The organism is Streptomyces sp. NPDC059564, from assembly GCF_042735575.1.
Classification (GTDB): domain Bacteria; phylum Actinomycetota; class Actinomycetes; order Streptomycetales; family Streptomycetaceae; genus Streptomyces.
Genome location: NZ_JBHWBP010000072.1, coordinates 14,433 through 29,672, shown reverse-complemented (window position 1 = coordinate 29,672; position 15,240 = coordinate 14,433). Strand labels below are relative to the sequence as shown.

The following is a 15,240-nucleotide window of genomic DNA, read 5'->3' as shown; positions in this document are numbered from 1 at the left end:
GCATCGGTGCCTCCAGGTGGCAGAGCCCGTCCGTGAGCACCTGCTTGACCGGGACCCCCGAACGCGCCAGCCGCAGCGCGTCGTTCTCGGTGGCCAGGTCGGCGGTCAGGGCGGCAACCGGCACCCCCCGCTCCCGGGCCAGCGTCAACTCCCGCTCCAGCAGGGCCGTCTTGCCGCTGCCCGGGCTGGACAGCAGGTTGACGACGGCCGTTCCGCGCGCGGCGAGCGCGGCGCGCAGGGAGCGGGCGGCCCCGTCGTTCTTGGTGAGCACCGCCTGGTGCAGGTCGACCACTCGGCACATGGTTCAGGCCTCCTCGGAGATCGGTTCGCGGCAGGGGACCGCGGGCGGGCCGTCCTCGGCGTCCTCCCAGGTCACGTTGAGGACGCGCAGTTCCCGCCCCGAGAGCAGCTCGACCTCCGTGGCCCGGCCGCAGGCGGGGCAGCACAGGTCCGGCGGCATGCCCACCGGCCACTCGCCCGCGCAGGCGCCGCAGCGCGCACGGGCCGTCACGGACCGCGTGACCAGCTCGGCCCCTTCGAGGACCGTCCCGGCGCAGGCCAGTTCGAAACAGAAGGCGAGGGCGTCCGGTACCACGCCGGCCAACTCCCCGACCTGGAGCTCGACGCGGCTCACGGCGCTCGCCGCACCTGCCCGCGCCGCCTCTTCCACCTGGCCCACGACGGCCATGGCGATCGACATCTCGTGCATCGGACTCCGTCCTGCCGGGGCTCATTACACCGGCAGGACACGGGCGGCGCGGGCGGGCTCGCCGACGCGCGGGACGCCCCGTACGCCATTCGGGCGGCGGGGCGTCCGGGGACCCGCGCTCACATGGAGCGGATGCGCAGGTACCGCTTGATGTCGGGGAGGACCTGCGCGAGTACGGCGACCAGGACCACGGCGGCTGCGCCGAAGACGGCCTTCTTCATGGGGTTCTCCTCGGTTCACGGAGGGTCGGTTCATCGGCGCCGACGGGGACGGCGTCCCCGTCGGCCCCGTACGGGGCTTCGTCGCGGAGCAGCTCCAGGAGCATCCGTACGGCCTGCGGCACCGCGGCGGCCACCGGGGCGCTCAGCCCGATGCCCTCCTCGACGCAGGCGGGTTCGCAGCCGACGACGAGCGTGCGCCGCGGCGGGGTGGAGCCGGTGCCCGCGCACAGGGTGCCCAGCAGGGCCAGGACCGCGTCGGGGGACATGTGGTGGCCGTCCAGGACGGCGGCCCCGGGGGCGACCGAGCCCGCCTCCGCGGCCTCGATCAGGTACAGCGTGCCGGGGGCGCCGCCGCGCGCCGTGGCATCGACCAGGACGAGGGTGTCGTAGCCGTCGAGGAGCTGGTAGGCGAGGTGGACGCCGCGCACCCCGAAGTCCGCCACCTCGACGTGTCCGGGCAGGGGCCGGGCGGACAGGGCGCGCACCGTCTCCACGCCGAAGCCGTCGTCGCCGAGGAAGACGTTGCCGATCCCGGCGACCAGTACCGCGCCGCTCACGCGTCCTCCAGGGGGCTGACCTCGTCGGGCTGGAAGTACAGGAACCGGCCCTGCTCGCGGCGGATGTCGGCGCCCGGGTCGCCCTCCACGGTGACGGCGAGGTGCACCCCGCCGTCGACGTCGTGCAGGACGGCCTCGACCAGGGCGGCGCGGCCCCGCAGGAACAGGTCCTGGGCGTCGGTGCGGCGCAGGCCGGGCCGCAGCAGTACGCGGCTGCCCTCGCCCACCAGGACCCCGTCGACCGGGATCCGGTCCGGGGGCGGGCCCGCCGGGTCGGCGCCCGCCGGGTCCCACCAGGGGGTGTCGGGCCGGAACACCGCTTCCTCGGAGGGGGGTTCCGTGAGCGCGGGCGGCCCGTCGAAGGCGTCGGGGCCGGTGATCTCGCGCAGGCCGCGTACCGCTCCGTGCAGCCGTTCCAGCACCTCGGGCGGCATCGACTCGGCGAGCTCGATCACGGCGGCCGCCCGGGCGTCCGTCCCGCGCGCCTCCCGCTTCTCCTCCTCGGTGAGGGTCGCGGTGCGCAGGGCGAGGATCTCGTCGATCTCCAGGGCGTCGTACATCGCCCCGGCGCTCTCGGGCGCGATGGCGGGGTGGTCCTCCAGGATGATCGGGGAGGACAGGACCACGTCGGCGCGGCCGGGCCCGCCCGCCAGCACCGGCCAGGTGTGCCGGTTGTCGCAGGCGGCGACGGCCCCCTTGGCCCACTCGGGCGGGTCGGTCATCGACAGGAAGGATCCGGCGCTCAGCCCCAGCAGGAGGTGGGCGGCGACCAGCGAGCGCGGCAGCGCCGCCTCGCGGGAGGCGTCCGCGCCGTCCTGCGGGGTCCAGGGGCTGGTGTTCTCCACCACCGCGGTGAGCCTCAGCACCCGGTACGGGCCGTCGAGTTCGGCGGCCGACACCCGTACGACGCCCTCGGCCCCGGCCGTGCGCCGCACGAGCCGGCCGACGCTGCGGCCCCCGGCGTCCAGCACCGGTTCGGTCTCCTCGCGGGCCGGCCGGGCGAAGGGCAGGACGAGCCCGTCACCGGCCAGCGAGGCCACGGGGACGGACAGTTCCACCCGCTCCTCGGCGCCCTCGTCCCAGGGGACCAGGATCCGGTCGGGCAGGCGCAGTTCGGCGACCTCGTCGAAGCCGCCGTCCTCGCGGCGCCGGTGCACGGTGCGGCGCCGGGCGTGCAGGAAGCGCAGCTCCAGGGAGAGCGTCGCCTCGCCCCGGGGTTCCATCAGGACCTCGGTCCGCTGGAAGGAGTGCTCCCCGTGCGCGGGGGCCCAGGCGGGCGGCACGAGGACGCCGAACTGCCAGCGCAGCCGGTTCTTGGCCGCCGACGCCCGGTACGGGTACAGGACGTACCCCTCGAAGAGGACGGCGTCCGCCACCTGCCGGGCGGTGTCGAAGCGGGCGTCCCGCTCGGTGGTGGCGGTCACGGAGCCGTCCTCTCGGTGACGCGCGGCAGTACGGCGCCCAGTCGCAGCGGGGGCGGCTTCGGCGGGGCGGCCCCGGGAGCCGACTCGAGGAGCGTCCGTACCGTCGCCTCCCAGGAGGCGAGCGCGTGCCGGGAGCGGAAGGCGAGCAGCTCCGCCATCAGGTCGCGCGGCAGCCGCAGCCAGCCGCAGCCCGGGAAGTGCTGCTCGACCATCTCCCGCCACACCGCCGCCGGCATCCGGTACGAGGCCTCGCGGTCCCAGGGCACCGGCTCGACCCGGAACCCTCCGTCGCCGGTGAAGGCCGTGCCGGAGAACAGCATCAGGAGCGGCGCCTCCCCCTCCTCCAGGGCGCTGAAGTAGCGGGTGGCCGCGATGTCCATGTCGTAGGTGCAGGGGACGACCAGATCGGTCTCGGTCTCCCCGGTGAAACTCGGCACCATCAGCGCCACCTGGGCGAACTGCACGGGCAGCAGGGTGCTGCCCCAGCGGGAACGCTCCCCGAACAGGTCGGCCAGCCCTTCCGCCTCGCCGCCCGAGTAGCTCCGCCGGGCGGGCTCGATCCGCACCTGGCAGCGCAGGGCGAGCGCGTGCACCCGCACCCCCGCCCCGGCGGTGATCCGCAGCCGGAAGACGAGGGTGGGGCCGGCGGCGTACGGGTCGGCGCGCACACCGGTACAGGAGAAGGCGAGATCGGTGGCGCCCGTCATGACACCGGCTCCTGCGCCAGGACCCGGGAGCGCTGCTCGACCTTCTCGAAGAACGCGTCCAGCGCGGCCCTGGCCTCGGCCCCGCCGTCGAAGCCCTGCCACAGCAGCCGCATCCGCCCCACCAGCTCGTAGCAGATGTCGATCGGGACCAGGTGGCAGCTGGTGCGGCCCCCGGAGCGGCGCAGCAGCAGCGCCTCCACGTCGGGTTCGAGCAGCGCCGACAGCCGGCCCGTGCCGAGCACGCTCTGCCAGACCTCCGGGTCGAGTTCGCTCTCGGTGGCCCCCGCCGGGCTCGGGTACAGGGCGACCAGCCGGTCGAGCGCGGCGTTGCGGAAGAAGAACGCCACGCCGACCGGGATCTGGAGCAGCTCCCAGGCGCCGTCGTCGAGCCGGTGGCCGGGGTCGGCCAGGTACCGGACGGGGACGGCGCGGAACCGGCCCGTCACGATGCCCGGCCGGTCGAACAGCAGGGCGCAGCCGGTGCAGGCGCAGACCAGCGTCCGCTTCTCGGTCTCCACCAGGTGGCGGTGGCCGTCCTCGGCCACCGCGGTCCCGCACAGCTCGCAGCTCTCGGGGCGGGGCGGACGCGGGCCCGCGAACCGGCGCAGACCGCGCGGGGCGCCCGCCAGGAGGCCGGGCGCCGTCACGGCACCCGCACCGGGGTGTGCGGCCGGGTGCCGATCTGCAGCAGGGGCGGCTGCGGGGCCGGGGCGGGCTCGGCCTCCACCGCCAGCACCTCGGGGGCGAAGCAGGCCAGCGCGTCCTCCAGGGCCGGCCCGGAAGCGTCCGTGGAACCGCAGCCGCAGCCGCCGGAGGCCGCCCGGGGGCGTACCCGCAGCACACCGGTGGCCTCGTCGAAGCCGACCAGCTCCACCGGGTCGCCCGCGGAGCCGAGGGCGCGCCCGATGCGGGTGTGGACGTCCTCCGGGTGCAGGTCGTGCAGGGAGAGCAGGCTCGCCACCAGCTCGTCGTCCAGCAGCGGGGAGAGCGCGTCCGCGCCGAGCCGCTCCACGATCCGGGCGAGCCCGGCCCCGTAGAAGTCCATCAGCACGCGTACCAGTTCCTCGGCCGCCGCGCTCGCCTTGCGGTCCCCGCCGCAGGCCAGTCCGTCGAGGACCTCCTCCACGCGCACGCCCGCCTGCCGGGCGTCCAGGGCGGCGCTCATCCGCCCAGTCCGCTCAGGCCGGTGGGGACGTGCATCGTCTTGACCGTCTTGCCGCCGCCCACGTACATGTGGACCCCGCAGGGCAGGCACGGGTCGAAGCTGCGCACCGCGCGCATGATGTCGATGCCCTTGAAGTTCTCCGGGGAGTTCTCCTCGAAGATCGGGGTGTTCTGCACGGCGTCCTCGTACGGCCCCGGCGTGCCGAAGGTGTCGCGGGTGCTGGCGTTCCACGGGGTCGGCGGGTAGGGGTGGTAGTTGGCGATCTTGCCGTCGCGGATCACCATGTGGTGCGACAGGACGCCGCGCACGGCCTCGGTGAAGCCCACGCCGATGGACTCGTCCGGCACCTCGAACTTCTCCCAGGTCTGGGTGCGCCCGGCGCGGACCTCGGCCAGCCCCTTCTCGGCGCAGTGCAGGGCGATGGCGGCGGCGTACGCCTGGAAGTACGTGCGGGCGCGGTTGCGCTCCAGCGCGTTGCTCCACTTCGGGATCTTCCACTCGAAGCGGGTCTCGGGCTTGGTCATCGTGCGCGGCAGCGTGATGACCACGCTGTGGCCGGTGGCCTGCACGTAGTCGGTCTGCACCAGCCCGGAGAGGGCCGTGGACCACAGGCGCGCGATGGGGCCGCCGCCGGTGTCCAGCGCGAGGTGGTCCTTGCCGTCGAACCAGCGCGGCGACATCACCCAGCTGTACTTGTCGTCGAAGTTCCGCTTCTGCGGGGCGGGGATGGTGTGCTGGTTCCACGGGTGGCGGGGATCGACCGGGTTGCCGAGCGGGTCGTGCGTGACGAACTGCTCCCGGCCCTCCCAGTCGTCGTAGTACGAACTGCCCAGCAGGATGCGGATGCCGAGGTTGATCTCGGTCAGGTCGTTGGTGACCAGCTTGCCGTCCACCACCACACCGGGGGTGACGAACATCTTGCGGCCCCAGTCCGTCATGTTGGCGTACGTGAAGTCGCAGTGCTCGGGGTCGTTGAGCGCGCCCCAGCAGCCGAGCAGCACGCGCCGGCGGCCGACCTCCTCGTACCCGGGCAGGGCCTCGTAGAAGAAGTCGAAGAGGTCGTCGTGGAGCGGGACGACGCGCTTCATGAACTCGCAGTACCGCATCAGGCGGCTCATGTAGTCCGTGAAGAGCTGTACGGAGGCGATGGTGCCGACGCCGCCCGGGTAGAGGGTGGAGGGGTGCACGTGGCGCCCCTCCATCAGACAGAACATCTCGCGGGTGTACCGGCTGACCTGGAGGGCCTCGCGGTAGAACTCGCCCTCGATGGGGTTGAGGGAGCGCATGATGTCGGCGATGGTCTTGAAGCCGTGCTCGCCGGCGTGCGGGGCCGGGGTGCGCTCGGCCTTCTCCAGGACGCCCGGGTTGGTCTCGCGGACCATCTTCTCGCAGTAGTCGACCCCGACCAGGTTCTCCTGGAAGATGTTGTGGTCGAACATGTACTCCGCCGACTCGCCCAGGTTGATGATCCACTCGGCGAGGTGGGGCGGCTTCACCCCGTAGGCCATGTTCTGCGCGTACACGGAACAGGTGGCGTGGTTGTCACCGCAGATCCCGCAGATCCGGCTGGTGATGAAGTGCGCGTCGCGGGGGTCCTTGCCGCGCATGAAGACGCTGTAGCCGCGGAAGACCGACGAGGTGCTGTAGCACTCCGCGACCCGCTTCTGCTTGAAGTCGATCTTCGTGTGGATGCCGAGGCTGCCCACGATCCGGGTGATCGGATCCCAGGCCATCTCGACCAGGCCGCTGCCGTCGCCGGCCGCCTTCGTCTTCGGTGTCATCGTGTCTGCCGTGACCCTTCTTCGGTGCGGGGGTTGGTGCGTTCGGTGCGGGGAGGACGGCGCCGGTCACCAGGGCGGGCGGTAGCCCGTCGTCAGCGTCCGGCCGCTCTGGCGCCACTTCGGCTCCTGGTCGACGGTGTGCGCCGTGATCGCACGGAGCTTGCGGACCACCGCGCCGTACGCGCCGCTCGCCTTGCTGGAGACCTTCGCGCCGGGGGGCTCGTCCATGAACGGCATGAACTTGTCGGGGAAGCCGGGCATCGTGCAGGCGATGCAGATGCCGCCGACGTTCGGGCAGCCGCCGATGCCGTTCATCCAGCCGCGCTTGGGCACGTTGCACTTGACGACGGGACCCCAGCAGCCCAGCTTGACCAGGCACTTGGGGGAGTCGTAGGTCTGCGCGAACTGGCCCTGCTCGTAGTAGCCGGCGCGGTCGCAGCCCTCGTGGACGGTGGCGCCGAACAGCCAGGTGGGGCGCAGCTTGTCGTCCAGCGGGATCATCGGCGCCGAGCCCGCCGCCTGGTACAGCAGGTAGGTCAGGGTCTCGGAGAAGTTGTCGGGCTGGATCGGACAGCCCGGCACGCACACGATCGGGATCCCGGCCTTCGAGGTCCAGTCCCAGCCGAGGTAGTCCGGTACGCCCATGGCGCCCGTCGGATTGCCCTCCATGGCGTGGATGCCGCCGTACGTGGCGCACGTGCCGATGGCCACGACGGCCAGGGCCTTGGGGGCCAGCCGGTCGATCCACTCGCTGGTGGTGATGGGCTGGCCGGTCTCCGGGTCGTCGCCGAACCCGCACCAGTAGCCCTCGGGCTTGATCTTCTCGTTGGGGATCGATCCCTCGACCACCAGCACGAACGGGTCGATCTCGCCCCGCTCGCCCTTGAAGAACCACTCGATGAAGGTGTCCGCGCCCCCGACGGGGCCGCATTCGAAGTCGATCAGGGGCCAGTGCACGGCGATCTTGGGGAGTCCGGGCAGGACGCCCATGACGATCTCCTCGATGCTGGGCTGCATCGCTGCCGTCAGGGAGACGGAATCGCCGTCGCAGCTCAGCCCCGCGTTGATCCAGAGAATGTGGATCGGGGGGTCCTCTGCCGGGGCGGACGGTGCTGCATCCATGCGGATGCCTCCTTCGGGAGGTGCGGGGACGTGTTCGGGGCGGGGTGCGCGGCGGGCCGGTCTGCCCCGGCCACACCTTTCTTGCTAACAGCCCCGGGCCCCGGGTGCTCCGTCATGTACGGCCAGTGAGGTGACGGCCGGGGCGGGCCGCTCCGGAACGGCGCGGGCGAGGTGGGGCGGGGTGGCGTCCGGCGTCTCCTTGCGTACGAAGGCACGGCGCAGGGCGTGGTACGGGGCCGCGGGGTCGAAGAAGGTGGCGTGCATCAGGGCCAGCTCCGCCTCCCGGTACGAGGCCAGCGGCCGGGCCGCCTCGTCGCGCTCCCGCAGGGCCTTCTTCGCGGCGATCCGGGACTGGGCGGCGGGCAGCGCCGCCAGGTGCCCCGCCAGCCGCGCGCTCTCGCCCGCGAAGGCCTGCGGCGCGCAGTCGAGGGTCCGGTCGACCAGCCCCGCCCGCTGCGCGGCGGCGGCGCTCACCGGCAGCGCCTCGGAGGTCAGCCGGTCCGCGGCGGCGGCCCCGACGCGGCGCGGCAGCGTGTACGTCCAGTACTCGGAGCCGCACAGCCCCATCAGGCGGTAGTGCGGGTTCAGCACCGCGCCCGATCGGCACCAGACCTCGTCGGCGGCGAGCGCCAGCATCGCCCCGCCCGCGGCGGCGTTCCCGCCGAGCGCGGCGACGACGAGCCGGTCGGTGGTCGTGAGGACCGCCTCGACGAGGTCGTCCATGGCGTTGATGTTGTCCCAGGACTCCCGGGCCGGGTCGGCGGACGCCTCGATGACGCCCAGGTGGATCCCGTTGGAGAAGAAGTCGCGGCCGCCGCCGAGGACCAGCACCGAGGTGGGGCGGGCGCAGGCGGCCCGGTACGCGTCCAGCAGCCGGCGGCACTGCGCGGTGCTCATCGCACCGCCGGGGAAGGCGAAGGACAGGAACCCGCTCTGCCCCTCCTCCCGGTAGCGGATGTCGGCCCAGGTACGGCCCCGGGCGTCCGCGTGCGCAGGCGGCGCGGGGTGTTCCCGCAGCGGGGGCAGCCGGTCGCCGAGCGCGAGGGTGGCGGGCAGTTTCACCGGGGCGGCCCGCCCCGGCACCCGGCGGGCCCGCAGCTCCGGGATCCACACGGCGCCGTCGGCCGTGGCCCGGCAGACCGCCCCGGCCCGGGTCGCCAGCAGCTCGCCGGCGCGGCCGCGCAGCCGGTGCTCGGGGTGGCCGCCGTGCAGGTACCACTCGCCGCCCAGCAGCTCGTCCAGGACGCCCGGCTGGGAGTCGGCGGCGCGCAGCGTGCGCAGGACGCGGTCGGTGGAGTCGCTCTCCCAGTCGATGCGCCGGGCGTCCTGGCGCAGGTAGGGGAGGGTGCGGGCGGCGGCCGGGTCCTGGCGGAGGGGGGTGTGGGTGCCGGACGCGAACCGTTCGACGGCCAGCAGCACGGCCCGCAGCGCCGCGTCGGCGATCTCCCCCCGGTACAGGTCGCTCTTGCCGACGGGCGGCAGGGGGCACTCGACGGCGGCCCACACGTCACCGGCGTCCATCTCCGCCCCGGCCTGGAGCACGGTCACGCCCCAGCGGGTCGCCTGCTCCTGCACGGCCCGGTCCAGCGAGGACGGACCCCGGTCGCCGACCGGCCCCGGATGGACGATCAGGCAGGTGCGGGCCGACCAGACCTCCGCGGGGAGCGCCGTCTTGAGCATGGGGGCGAGGACCAGGTCGGGGTCGTGCCGCCGCACGGCCTCGGCCAGGCAGACCCCGGGCAGGGCGAGTTCCACGGCCACCCGGTGGCCGTGGTCGCGCAGTTCGGCGTGGACTCGCTGCGTGAGGCTGTTGAAGGCGCTCGCGACGAGCAGGACGTACACGGGGTCTCCCAGCGGCGGCCCGGCGCCACGACGGTGTGGTTCCCGGCCTGATCGGCGGCTCGTGACCGGAACATGACCGGCCGCCCGAAATGGTCGGGTACCCGGCCGCCACCGCGTCCGAGCCGTGCGGCGGGAGTCACCCGAAAGCGCCCGCCCAAAGGGCCGCTCGGCCGCACCCCGCACCCCGGCGACCCCGCCCGGACGGCGCCCGCGGGAGGCCGGCTTCGTCCCGGCTTCCCGCTCGTGGCCCGATCCCGCCATTCGCGTTAAGGACGCGTCAGGATTGGCCTATTAACGTGCATAAATGATCGGACTGCGTACGCTGACTCAGCCGTCGATGCCGCAGCCGACGGCTGATTCATGCCGCACGACAGGAGCCCCCCACGATGGCCACCCCTGCCCGCACGACGCGCCTGCGCGCGTGGATGCTGGAAGGCCTGACCGCCCAGGACAGTTCGCCCGCCGCCAAGGAGGCGGCGGCCCAGCCCCACGGCCGTCCGTGGTGGCGCGTCATGTGCCTGACCGGCCTGGACTACTTCTCCACCCTCGGCTACCAGCCCGGCATCGCGTTCCTCGCGGCCGGTCTGCTGTCGCCGCTGGCGACCATCGTGCTGGTCCTGCTGACCCTGTTCGGTGCGCTGCCGGTCTACCGGCGGGTGGCCGAGGAGAGTCCGCACGGCGAGGGTTCCATCGCCATGCTGGAGCGGCTGCTGACGTTCTGGAAGGGCAAGCTGTTCGTCCTGACGCTGCTGGGGTTCGCGGCGACCGACTTCCTCATCACCATCACCCTCTCGGCGGCCGACGCGACCGCGCACCTGGTGGAGAACCCGCACCTGACCTCCACCCTGCACGGGCACGAGGTGCTGATCACCCTGATCATGATCGCGCTGCTCGGCGCGGTGTTCCTCAAGGGGTTCAGCGAGGCCATCGGCGTGGCGGTGGTCCTGGTGGCCACCTACCTCGGCCTGAACGTCGTCGTGGTGGCGGTGGGGCTGTGGAACGTGTTCACGGAACCGCAGGTCATCACCGACTGGACGACCGCGCTGACCGCCGAGCACGGCAACGTCTTCATGATGATCGCCATCGCCCTCGTCGTGTTCCCGAAGCTCGCGCTCGGCCTCTCCGGCTTCGAGACCGGCGTGGCGGTCATGCCGCACGTGCAGGGCGATCCCGAGGACACCGAGGAGAAGCCCGCCGGCCGGATCCGCGGCGCCAAGAAGCTGCTGACCACGGCCGCCGTGATCATGAGCGTCTTCCTGATCTGCTCCAGCCTGATCACCACCCTGCTGATCCCGGCCGCCCAGTTCCAGCCGGGCGGGGAGGCCAACGGCCGCGCCCTCGCCTACCTGGCGCACGAGTACCTGGGTTCGGCCTTCGGCACCGTCTACGACATCTCCACGATCCTGATCCTGTGGTTCGCGGGATCCTCGGCGATGGCGGGCCTGCTGAACCTGATGCCGCGCTACCTGCCCCGCTACGGCATGGCCCCGCAATGGGCCCGCGCCCTGCGCCCGATGGTCATCGTGTTCACCCTGATCGCGTTCCTGGTGACCTGGCTGTTCGACGCCGACGTCGACGCGCAGGGCGGCGCGTACGCCACGGGTGTGCTGGTGCTGATCACCTCGGCCGCGGTGGCCGTGACCATCGCCGCCCGGCGGGCCGGGGAACGCGGCTGGACCATCGGCTTCGGGATCATCTCGGCCGTCTTCGTCTACACCACCGCCGTCAACGTGGCGGAGCGGCCCGACGGCGTGAAGATCGGTGCCTGCTTCATCGCGGGCATCATGGCCCTCTCCCTGCTGTCCCGCCTGGCCCGGGTCTTCGAGCTGCGCGTCACCCACGTCGAACTCGACGACATGGCGCAGCGCTTCATCCGGGACACCGCCAACCGGACCATACGGTTCATCGCGAACGAGCCCGACCGGCGGGACAAGGCCGAGTACCGGGACAAGGTCGAGCAGATCCGCGAGGACAACGACATCCCGCCCGGGGACGACGTGATGTTCGTCGAGGTCACCGTCCTGGACCCGTCCGAGTTCGAATCCGGCCTGAAGGTCCGCGGCGAGGTCCTCCACGACCGCTACCGGGTCCTCACCCTGGAGAGCTCCACCGTCCCCAACGCGCTCGCGGCCCTGCTCCTGCACGTCCGGGACGCGACGGGCCAGCGCCCGCACATCTACTTCGAGTGGACCGAGGGCAACCCGATGGCCAACTTCCTGCGGTTCTTCCTCTTCGGCCAGGGCGAGGTCGCCCCCGTCACCCGCGAGGTCATCCGCGAGGCCGAATCCGACCGCGCCCGCCGCCCCCACGTCCACGCGGGCTGACGTACGTGTCCGTCGGCCGAAGGCGTCACCGCATTTCCCGGTGCTTGGCCTTCGCGTGATGCGGCCTTCATGCTGGAGCCGGGATTTCTGACGCATCCCTGATGCGTTGCTGACGTGGTGCTGACATCATTCAATTGAATGTTCACCGGTGTATTCACGGGTGTGCGGATGGCTGGATTCTGGACCCCTCTGAGCAGGTAGAACACGTGTTTTGAGCCGTGTTGGGAGTGGGCCGGCAGGGGGTTCCGGCATATTTCCCCGATGCTTGCCGCCGCTCTGTTTGGCTTGTCATACTTCCCCTCGAAAGGCAGCCCCGGGCACTGAAAAAAGAGGCCCGCGGGCTGCCGATTTCGTTCCGTGCACATTCGGCTATCGCTTCCACTTCCGGGAGACACCCATGTCCGACACCGCACCCGCCGCCGCCTTCGACCTCCAGGACCTGGAGCTCGACCTCGGCGACCTCACCGTCACCTCGATGCGCGACACCGCCGCCCTGCCCGAAGGGGGAGCGTCCTGGGGCTCGTGTTCCTGCCAGGGCTCCTCCTCCTGCGCCAAGCCCCAGATGGACTACCCGACCTTCTGACCCCGCCGTTCCACCGCCTCTCGCCGCACGCAGCCTCCCGCCGCACTCCGCGTGCGGCGGGAGGCCCGCGCACCGCGCCACCACCAACCGGAACGGGGGAGTCCATGCCGCAGCGATTACCGCGGTCGCAGCCGTCGCAGGCCGGCACCGCGGCCGACGGCCACGCGTACCGGGTGCGGTCCGCCCCCTGCGCGCTGGTCCGCGCCACGGTGCTGGCCCACCCCGCGCAGCGCCCCGACGCCGAGCGGTTCCGTACCCTGCTCGGCCGCCTGCGGCGGCTCGAAACGGAGCTGCTGCGCACCACCGCCCCCCTGTGCGACGACCTCCACGACAGCCGGGACGGCCACCCGGCCGGCTTCCACCGCGACGTCGTCCTCCCGCTGCGCCGCGCCCTGCACAACGGGCGCGAACCCCGGCCCGCCCTGCTGGCCCGCCTGGGCGACCTGCCGGCGCGGGTGCCGCGGCTCGCCGCCTGGACCGCCCTGCGCGCGGCCCGCGCCACCCTCCTCGCCGAGCTCGACGCCGCCGCCGAACCGGCCCTGGCCGCCGAACGCGAGGCCCTGGCCGCCCTGTGCCGCGAACCCGCACTCGGCAAGGCCGTCGCCCTCACCAGCGCCGACCTCCTGCGGGCCGTGCTCCGGGCGGGCACCGGAGCGACCGACCGGCGGGCCCGCAAGGAAGAGGCCACCGTGCTGCGCCACGCCCTGCGCGCCAGCACCAAGACCAGCCCGCTGTCCTGGTTCACCGCCGTCGGCTGGGGGCCGCTCCCCGACGGGCAGGCCCGCCCGCTGCCCTCCTGGGGCGGCCCGGAGCTGTTCGAAGGCCCCCTGCACGCGGTCGTGCGGGCCAACCGCACCCTGACGGCCGCCCTCACCCTCGCCCTCCTGGACGCCCCGCACCGCAGGGCCGCCCTCCCGCACCGCATCACCAGCACCGCCCGGATCACCGGCGGGCGGGCGGCCTACGCGCGGGACCGGACCGCCTTCGCCGGAGGCCGCTACCTCATGGCCCGCGAGGACGAGGTCGAGCTGCCCGGCGGCGGCCCGCTGAGCCTGGTCACCGAACAGGCCGCGACCCCGGTCACGGTGGGGGAGTTGACCGACCTGCTGGCCGCCGCCCTGGGGGACTCGGCGGGCGGCGACGGCCGGAACGCCGCCGCGGCCTTCCTGGACCGCCTCGGCGAAGCGGGCCTGCTGGTGCCCGCAGAGCCCGTGCCGCCGCAGGACCCCGACCCGCTGGAACGCATCGCCGCATGGCTGCGCGCGGCGGGCGAGCAGGACGCGGCGCGGGCCCGGCGGATCGGAGAACTCGGGCGGATCACCGCCTCCTTCGCCGACACCCCCGCCGAGGAACGCCCCGCGCTGCTGGCCGGGCTCGCCGAGCGCTGGGCGGCGGAACTGGCCGGCGCCGGGCGGCCCGTACCGCCCGCCTCCGCCCCGCTCACCGTACTGACCGAGGACGTCGTCGCCCCGCTCCCGCTCGCCCTCGACGGCTTCCTGGACACCGCCGACCACGAGGCCCTCGCCGAGATCACCCCCCTGGCCGAGCTGTTCGACCTCGGCCACCTCGTGCGCCGCGTCGTCCGCGACCGCTTCGTCGGGCGCTACGGCCCCGGCGGCACCTGCCGCCATCCGTGGGAGTTCGGCGCCGAGGTGGCGGAGGCCTGGGAGACCGCCGGACGGCTCGCGGGCCCCGACCCCGCCGACCGCAGTGGCCTTCCCGCCGGGGTCGAGGAACTCTTCGCCCTGCGCGCCGAGTTCGTGGCCGACGTACGGGCATCCCTGGCGGGGGCGCCCGCCGACGCCGACGAGGTCGTCCTGCCGCCCGGCCCCGTCGGGGCCCTGGGCGGGAGGCTGCCGCGCTGGGCACTCGAACGCCCGCTCAGCTACGCGTACTTCCTCCAGCGGGACCCGGACCGCGGCCTGCTCGCCGTCAACCACGTGTACGGCGGATGGGGCCGCTTCAGCAGCCGGTTCCTCGACTCCCTGGACCCCCGCGCCGCCGCCGAGACCTCCCGGCAGATCCGGCGCGGACTCGGCCCCGGCGCCCGGGCCGCCCAGATCCGGCCCGTCGGCGGGTTCAACGCCAACCTCCACCCCCTGCTCGTCCCGGACGAGATCGGCCCCGACCGGCGCCGGGCGTCGATCGCCGAAGGCGACCTGGAACTCGTCCACGACGAACCCACCGATCAGGTGCGCTTCCGGCTGCGGAGCACCGGCGAACTCCTCGACGTCCTGTACCCCGGGTTCCTCGCCCCCGTCCTGCTGCCCCGCCGCCTCGGAGCCCACCTCTCCGACCAGCCCCACGGCGTCGTCGACTTCCGGGCGCTCGCCGCGCCCCGCGCCCTCACCGCCCCCGGCGGCCGCGTCACCCACAGCCCGCGACTGCGCCACCGCCACGTCGTGCTGCGGCGCCGGCGCTGGCAACTGCCGCCCGGCGTGGTGCGGGAGCTGCGCGCCGAGCTCGCCGCCGCGTCCGTACCGGCGGAGGCCGCCGCCCGCTGGCGCGCCCTGCTCGACCTCCCCGAACAGCTCTTCCTGCACCCGGCCGGACCCGCCCCCACCGGGCACGCGGCCGAGGACTTCCTGAGCCGGCTCAGCCGCCCCAAACCGCACTTCGTGGACCTCGGCAACGCGCTGCACCTGCGCTGCCTGCCCAAGTGGCTGTCCCGGCACGGCGACGGCGCGGTCCTGGAAGAGGCGCTGCCCGCGCCCGGCGGCCTGACCACCCCGGCCCGCGCGGTCGAACTGGTCCTGGAGGTCTACCGGGCCGGACGGCCGCGATGACCCGCCCGACGCCTACGGA

General features: G+C 73.5%; 14 protein-coding genes. 3 read left to right on the top strand and 11 right to left on the bottom strand.

The window, feature by feature from the left end; all coding sequences use genetic code 11:
* From ACFV0Q_RS15565 to ACFV0Q_RS15515, 11 genes are all read right to left on the bottom strand, one after another.
* Positions 1 to 301, bottom strand: a 301-nt coding sequence (locus ACFV0Q_RS15565) for a GTP-binding protein (RefSeq protein WP_385005439.1), incomplete at its 3' end; no start/stop codon positions are given.
* Positions 302 to 304: 3 nt separating this feature from the next.
* Positions 305 to 709: a hydrogenase maturation nickel metallochaperone HypA gene (locus tag ACFV0Q_RS15560; RefSeq protein ID WP_385005437.1), complete on the bottom strand. Its 405-nt coding sequence runs from the start codon at positions 707 to 709 to the stop codon at positions 305 to 307.
* A 119-nt stretch (positions 710 to 828) separates the two neighbouring features.
* Entirely contained in the window at positions 829 to 930 is a 102-nt protein-coding gene (locus ACFV0Q_RS15555; protein ID WP_385005435.1) for a DUF6893 family small protein, read from the bottom strand.
* The gene (locus tag ACFV0Q_RS15550) at positions 927 to 1,487 is read right to left on the bottom strand and encodes a hydrogenase maturation protease (protein WP_385005433.1); all 561 of its coding nucleotides are present in this window, start codon (positions 1,485 to 1,487) and stop codon (positions 927 to 929) included. Before ACFV0Q_RS15550 ends, ACFV0Q_RS15555 begins: the two co-directional genes overlap by 4 nt.
* Positions 1,484 to 2,911 (bottom strand): hypothetical protein, encoded by a 1,428-nt coding sequence (locus tag ACFV0Q_RS15545; protein WP_385005431.1) that lies wholly within the window; start codon positions 2,909 to 2,911, stop codon positions 1,484 to 1,486. Before ACFV0Q_RS15545 ends, ACFV0Q_RS15550 begins: the two co-directional genes overlap by 4 nt.
* A complete protein-coding gene (locus ACFV0Q_RS15540; protein ID WP_385005429.1) occupies positions 2,908 to 3,618 on the bottom strand; it encodes a DUF6084 family protein in 711 nt (236 codons plus the stop codon). Before ACFV0Q_RS15540 ends, ACFV0Q_RS15545 begins: the two co-directional genes overlap by 4 nt.
* Positions 3,615 to 4,265, bottom strand: a complete 651-nt coding sequence (locus tag ACFV0Q_RS15535) for a DUF5947 family protein (RefSeq protein ID WP_385005427.1) — start codon at positions 4,263 to 4,265, stop codon at positions 3,615 to 3,617. The genes ACFV0Q_RS15540 and ACFV0Q_RS15535 overlap by 4 nt, the downstream gene beginning before the upstream one ends.
* On the bottom strand, positions 4,262 to 4,783 hold the full coding sequence (locus tag ACFV0Q_RS15530; protein ID WP_385005425.1) for a hypothetical protein: 522 nt from the start codon (positions 4,781 to 4,783) through the stop codon (positions 4,262 to 4,264). The genes ACFV0Q_RS15535 and ACFV0Q_RS15530 overlap by 4 nt, the downstream gene beginning before the upstream one ends.
* Complete coding sequence (locus tag ACFV0Q_RS15525; protein WP_385005423.1) at positions 4,780 to 6,564, bottom strand: nickel-dependent hydrogenase large subunit; 1,785 nt, start codon at positions 6,562 to 6,564, stop codon at positions 4,780 to 4,782. Before ACFV0Q_RS15525 ends, ACFV0Q_RS15530 begins: the two co-directional genes overlap by 4 nt.
* A gap of 66 nt (positions 6,565 to 6,630) precedes the next feature.
* Complete coding sequence (locus tag ACFV0Q_RS15520) at positions 6,631 to 7,686, bottom strand: hydrogenase expression protein HypE (protein WP_385005421.1); 1,056 nt, start codon at positions 7,684 to 7,686, stop codon at positions 6,631 to 6,633.
* A gap of 84 nt (positions 7,687 to 7,770) precedes the next feature.
* Positions 7,771 to 9,528 carry a hydrogenase maturation protein gene (locus tag ACFV0Q_RS15515; RefSeq protein WP_385005419.1) on the bottom strand — a complete coding sequence of 586 codons (1,758 nt, stop codon included), beginning with the start codon at positions 9,526 to 9,528 and terminating at the stop codon, positions 7,771 to 7,773.
* Between the two features lie 386 nt (positions 9,529 to 9,914).
* On the opposite strand from ACFV0Q_RS15515, the gene ACFV0Q_RS15510 reads away from it, so the two are divergent.
* The 3 genes from ACFV0Q_RS15510 (at position 9,915) to ACFV0Q_RS15500 (ending at position 15,221) form a co-directional block, all read left to right on the top strand.
* Positions 9,915 to 11,852, top strand: a complete 1,938-nt coding sequence (locus tag ACFV0Q_RS15510; protein ID WP_385005417.1) for an amino acid transporter — start codon at positions 9,915 to 9,917, stop codon at positions 11,850 to 11,852.
* Between the two features lie 397 nt (positions 11,853 to 12,249).
* Positions 12,250 to 12,435, top strand: coding sequence for a thiazolylpeptide-type bacteriocin (locus tag ACFV0Q_RS15505; protein WP_385005415.1), 186 nt, complete (start codon positions 12,250 to 12,252; stop codon positions 12,433 to 12,435).
* Positions 12,436 to 12,539: 104 nt separating this feature from the next.
* Positions 12,540 to 15,221 carry a lantibiotic dehydratase gene (locus tag ACFV0Q_RS15500; RefSeq protein ID WP_385005413.1) on the top strand — a complete coding sequence of 894 codons (2,682 nt, stop codon included), beginning with the start codon at positions 12,540 to 12,542 and terminating at the stop codon, positions 15,219 to 15,221.
* Positions 15,222 to 15,240 lie beyond the last annotated feature (19 nt).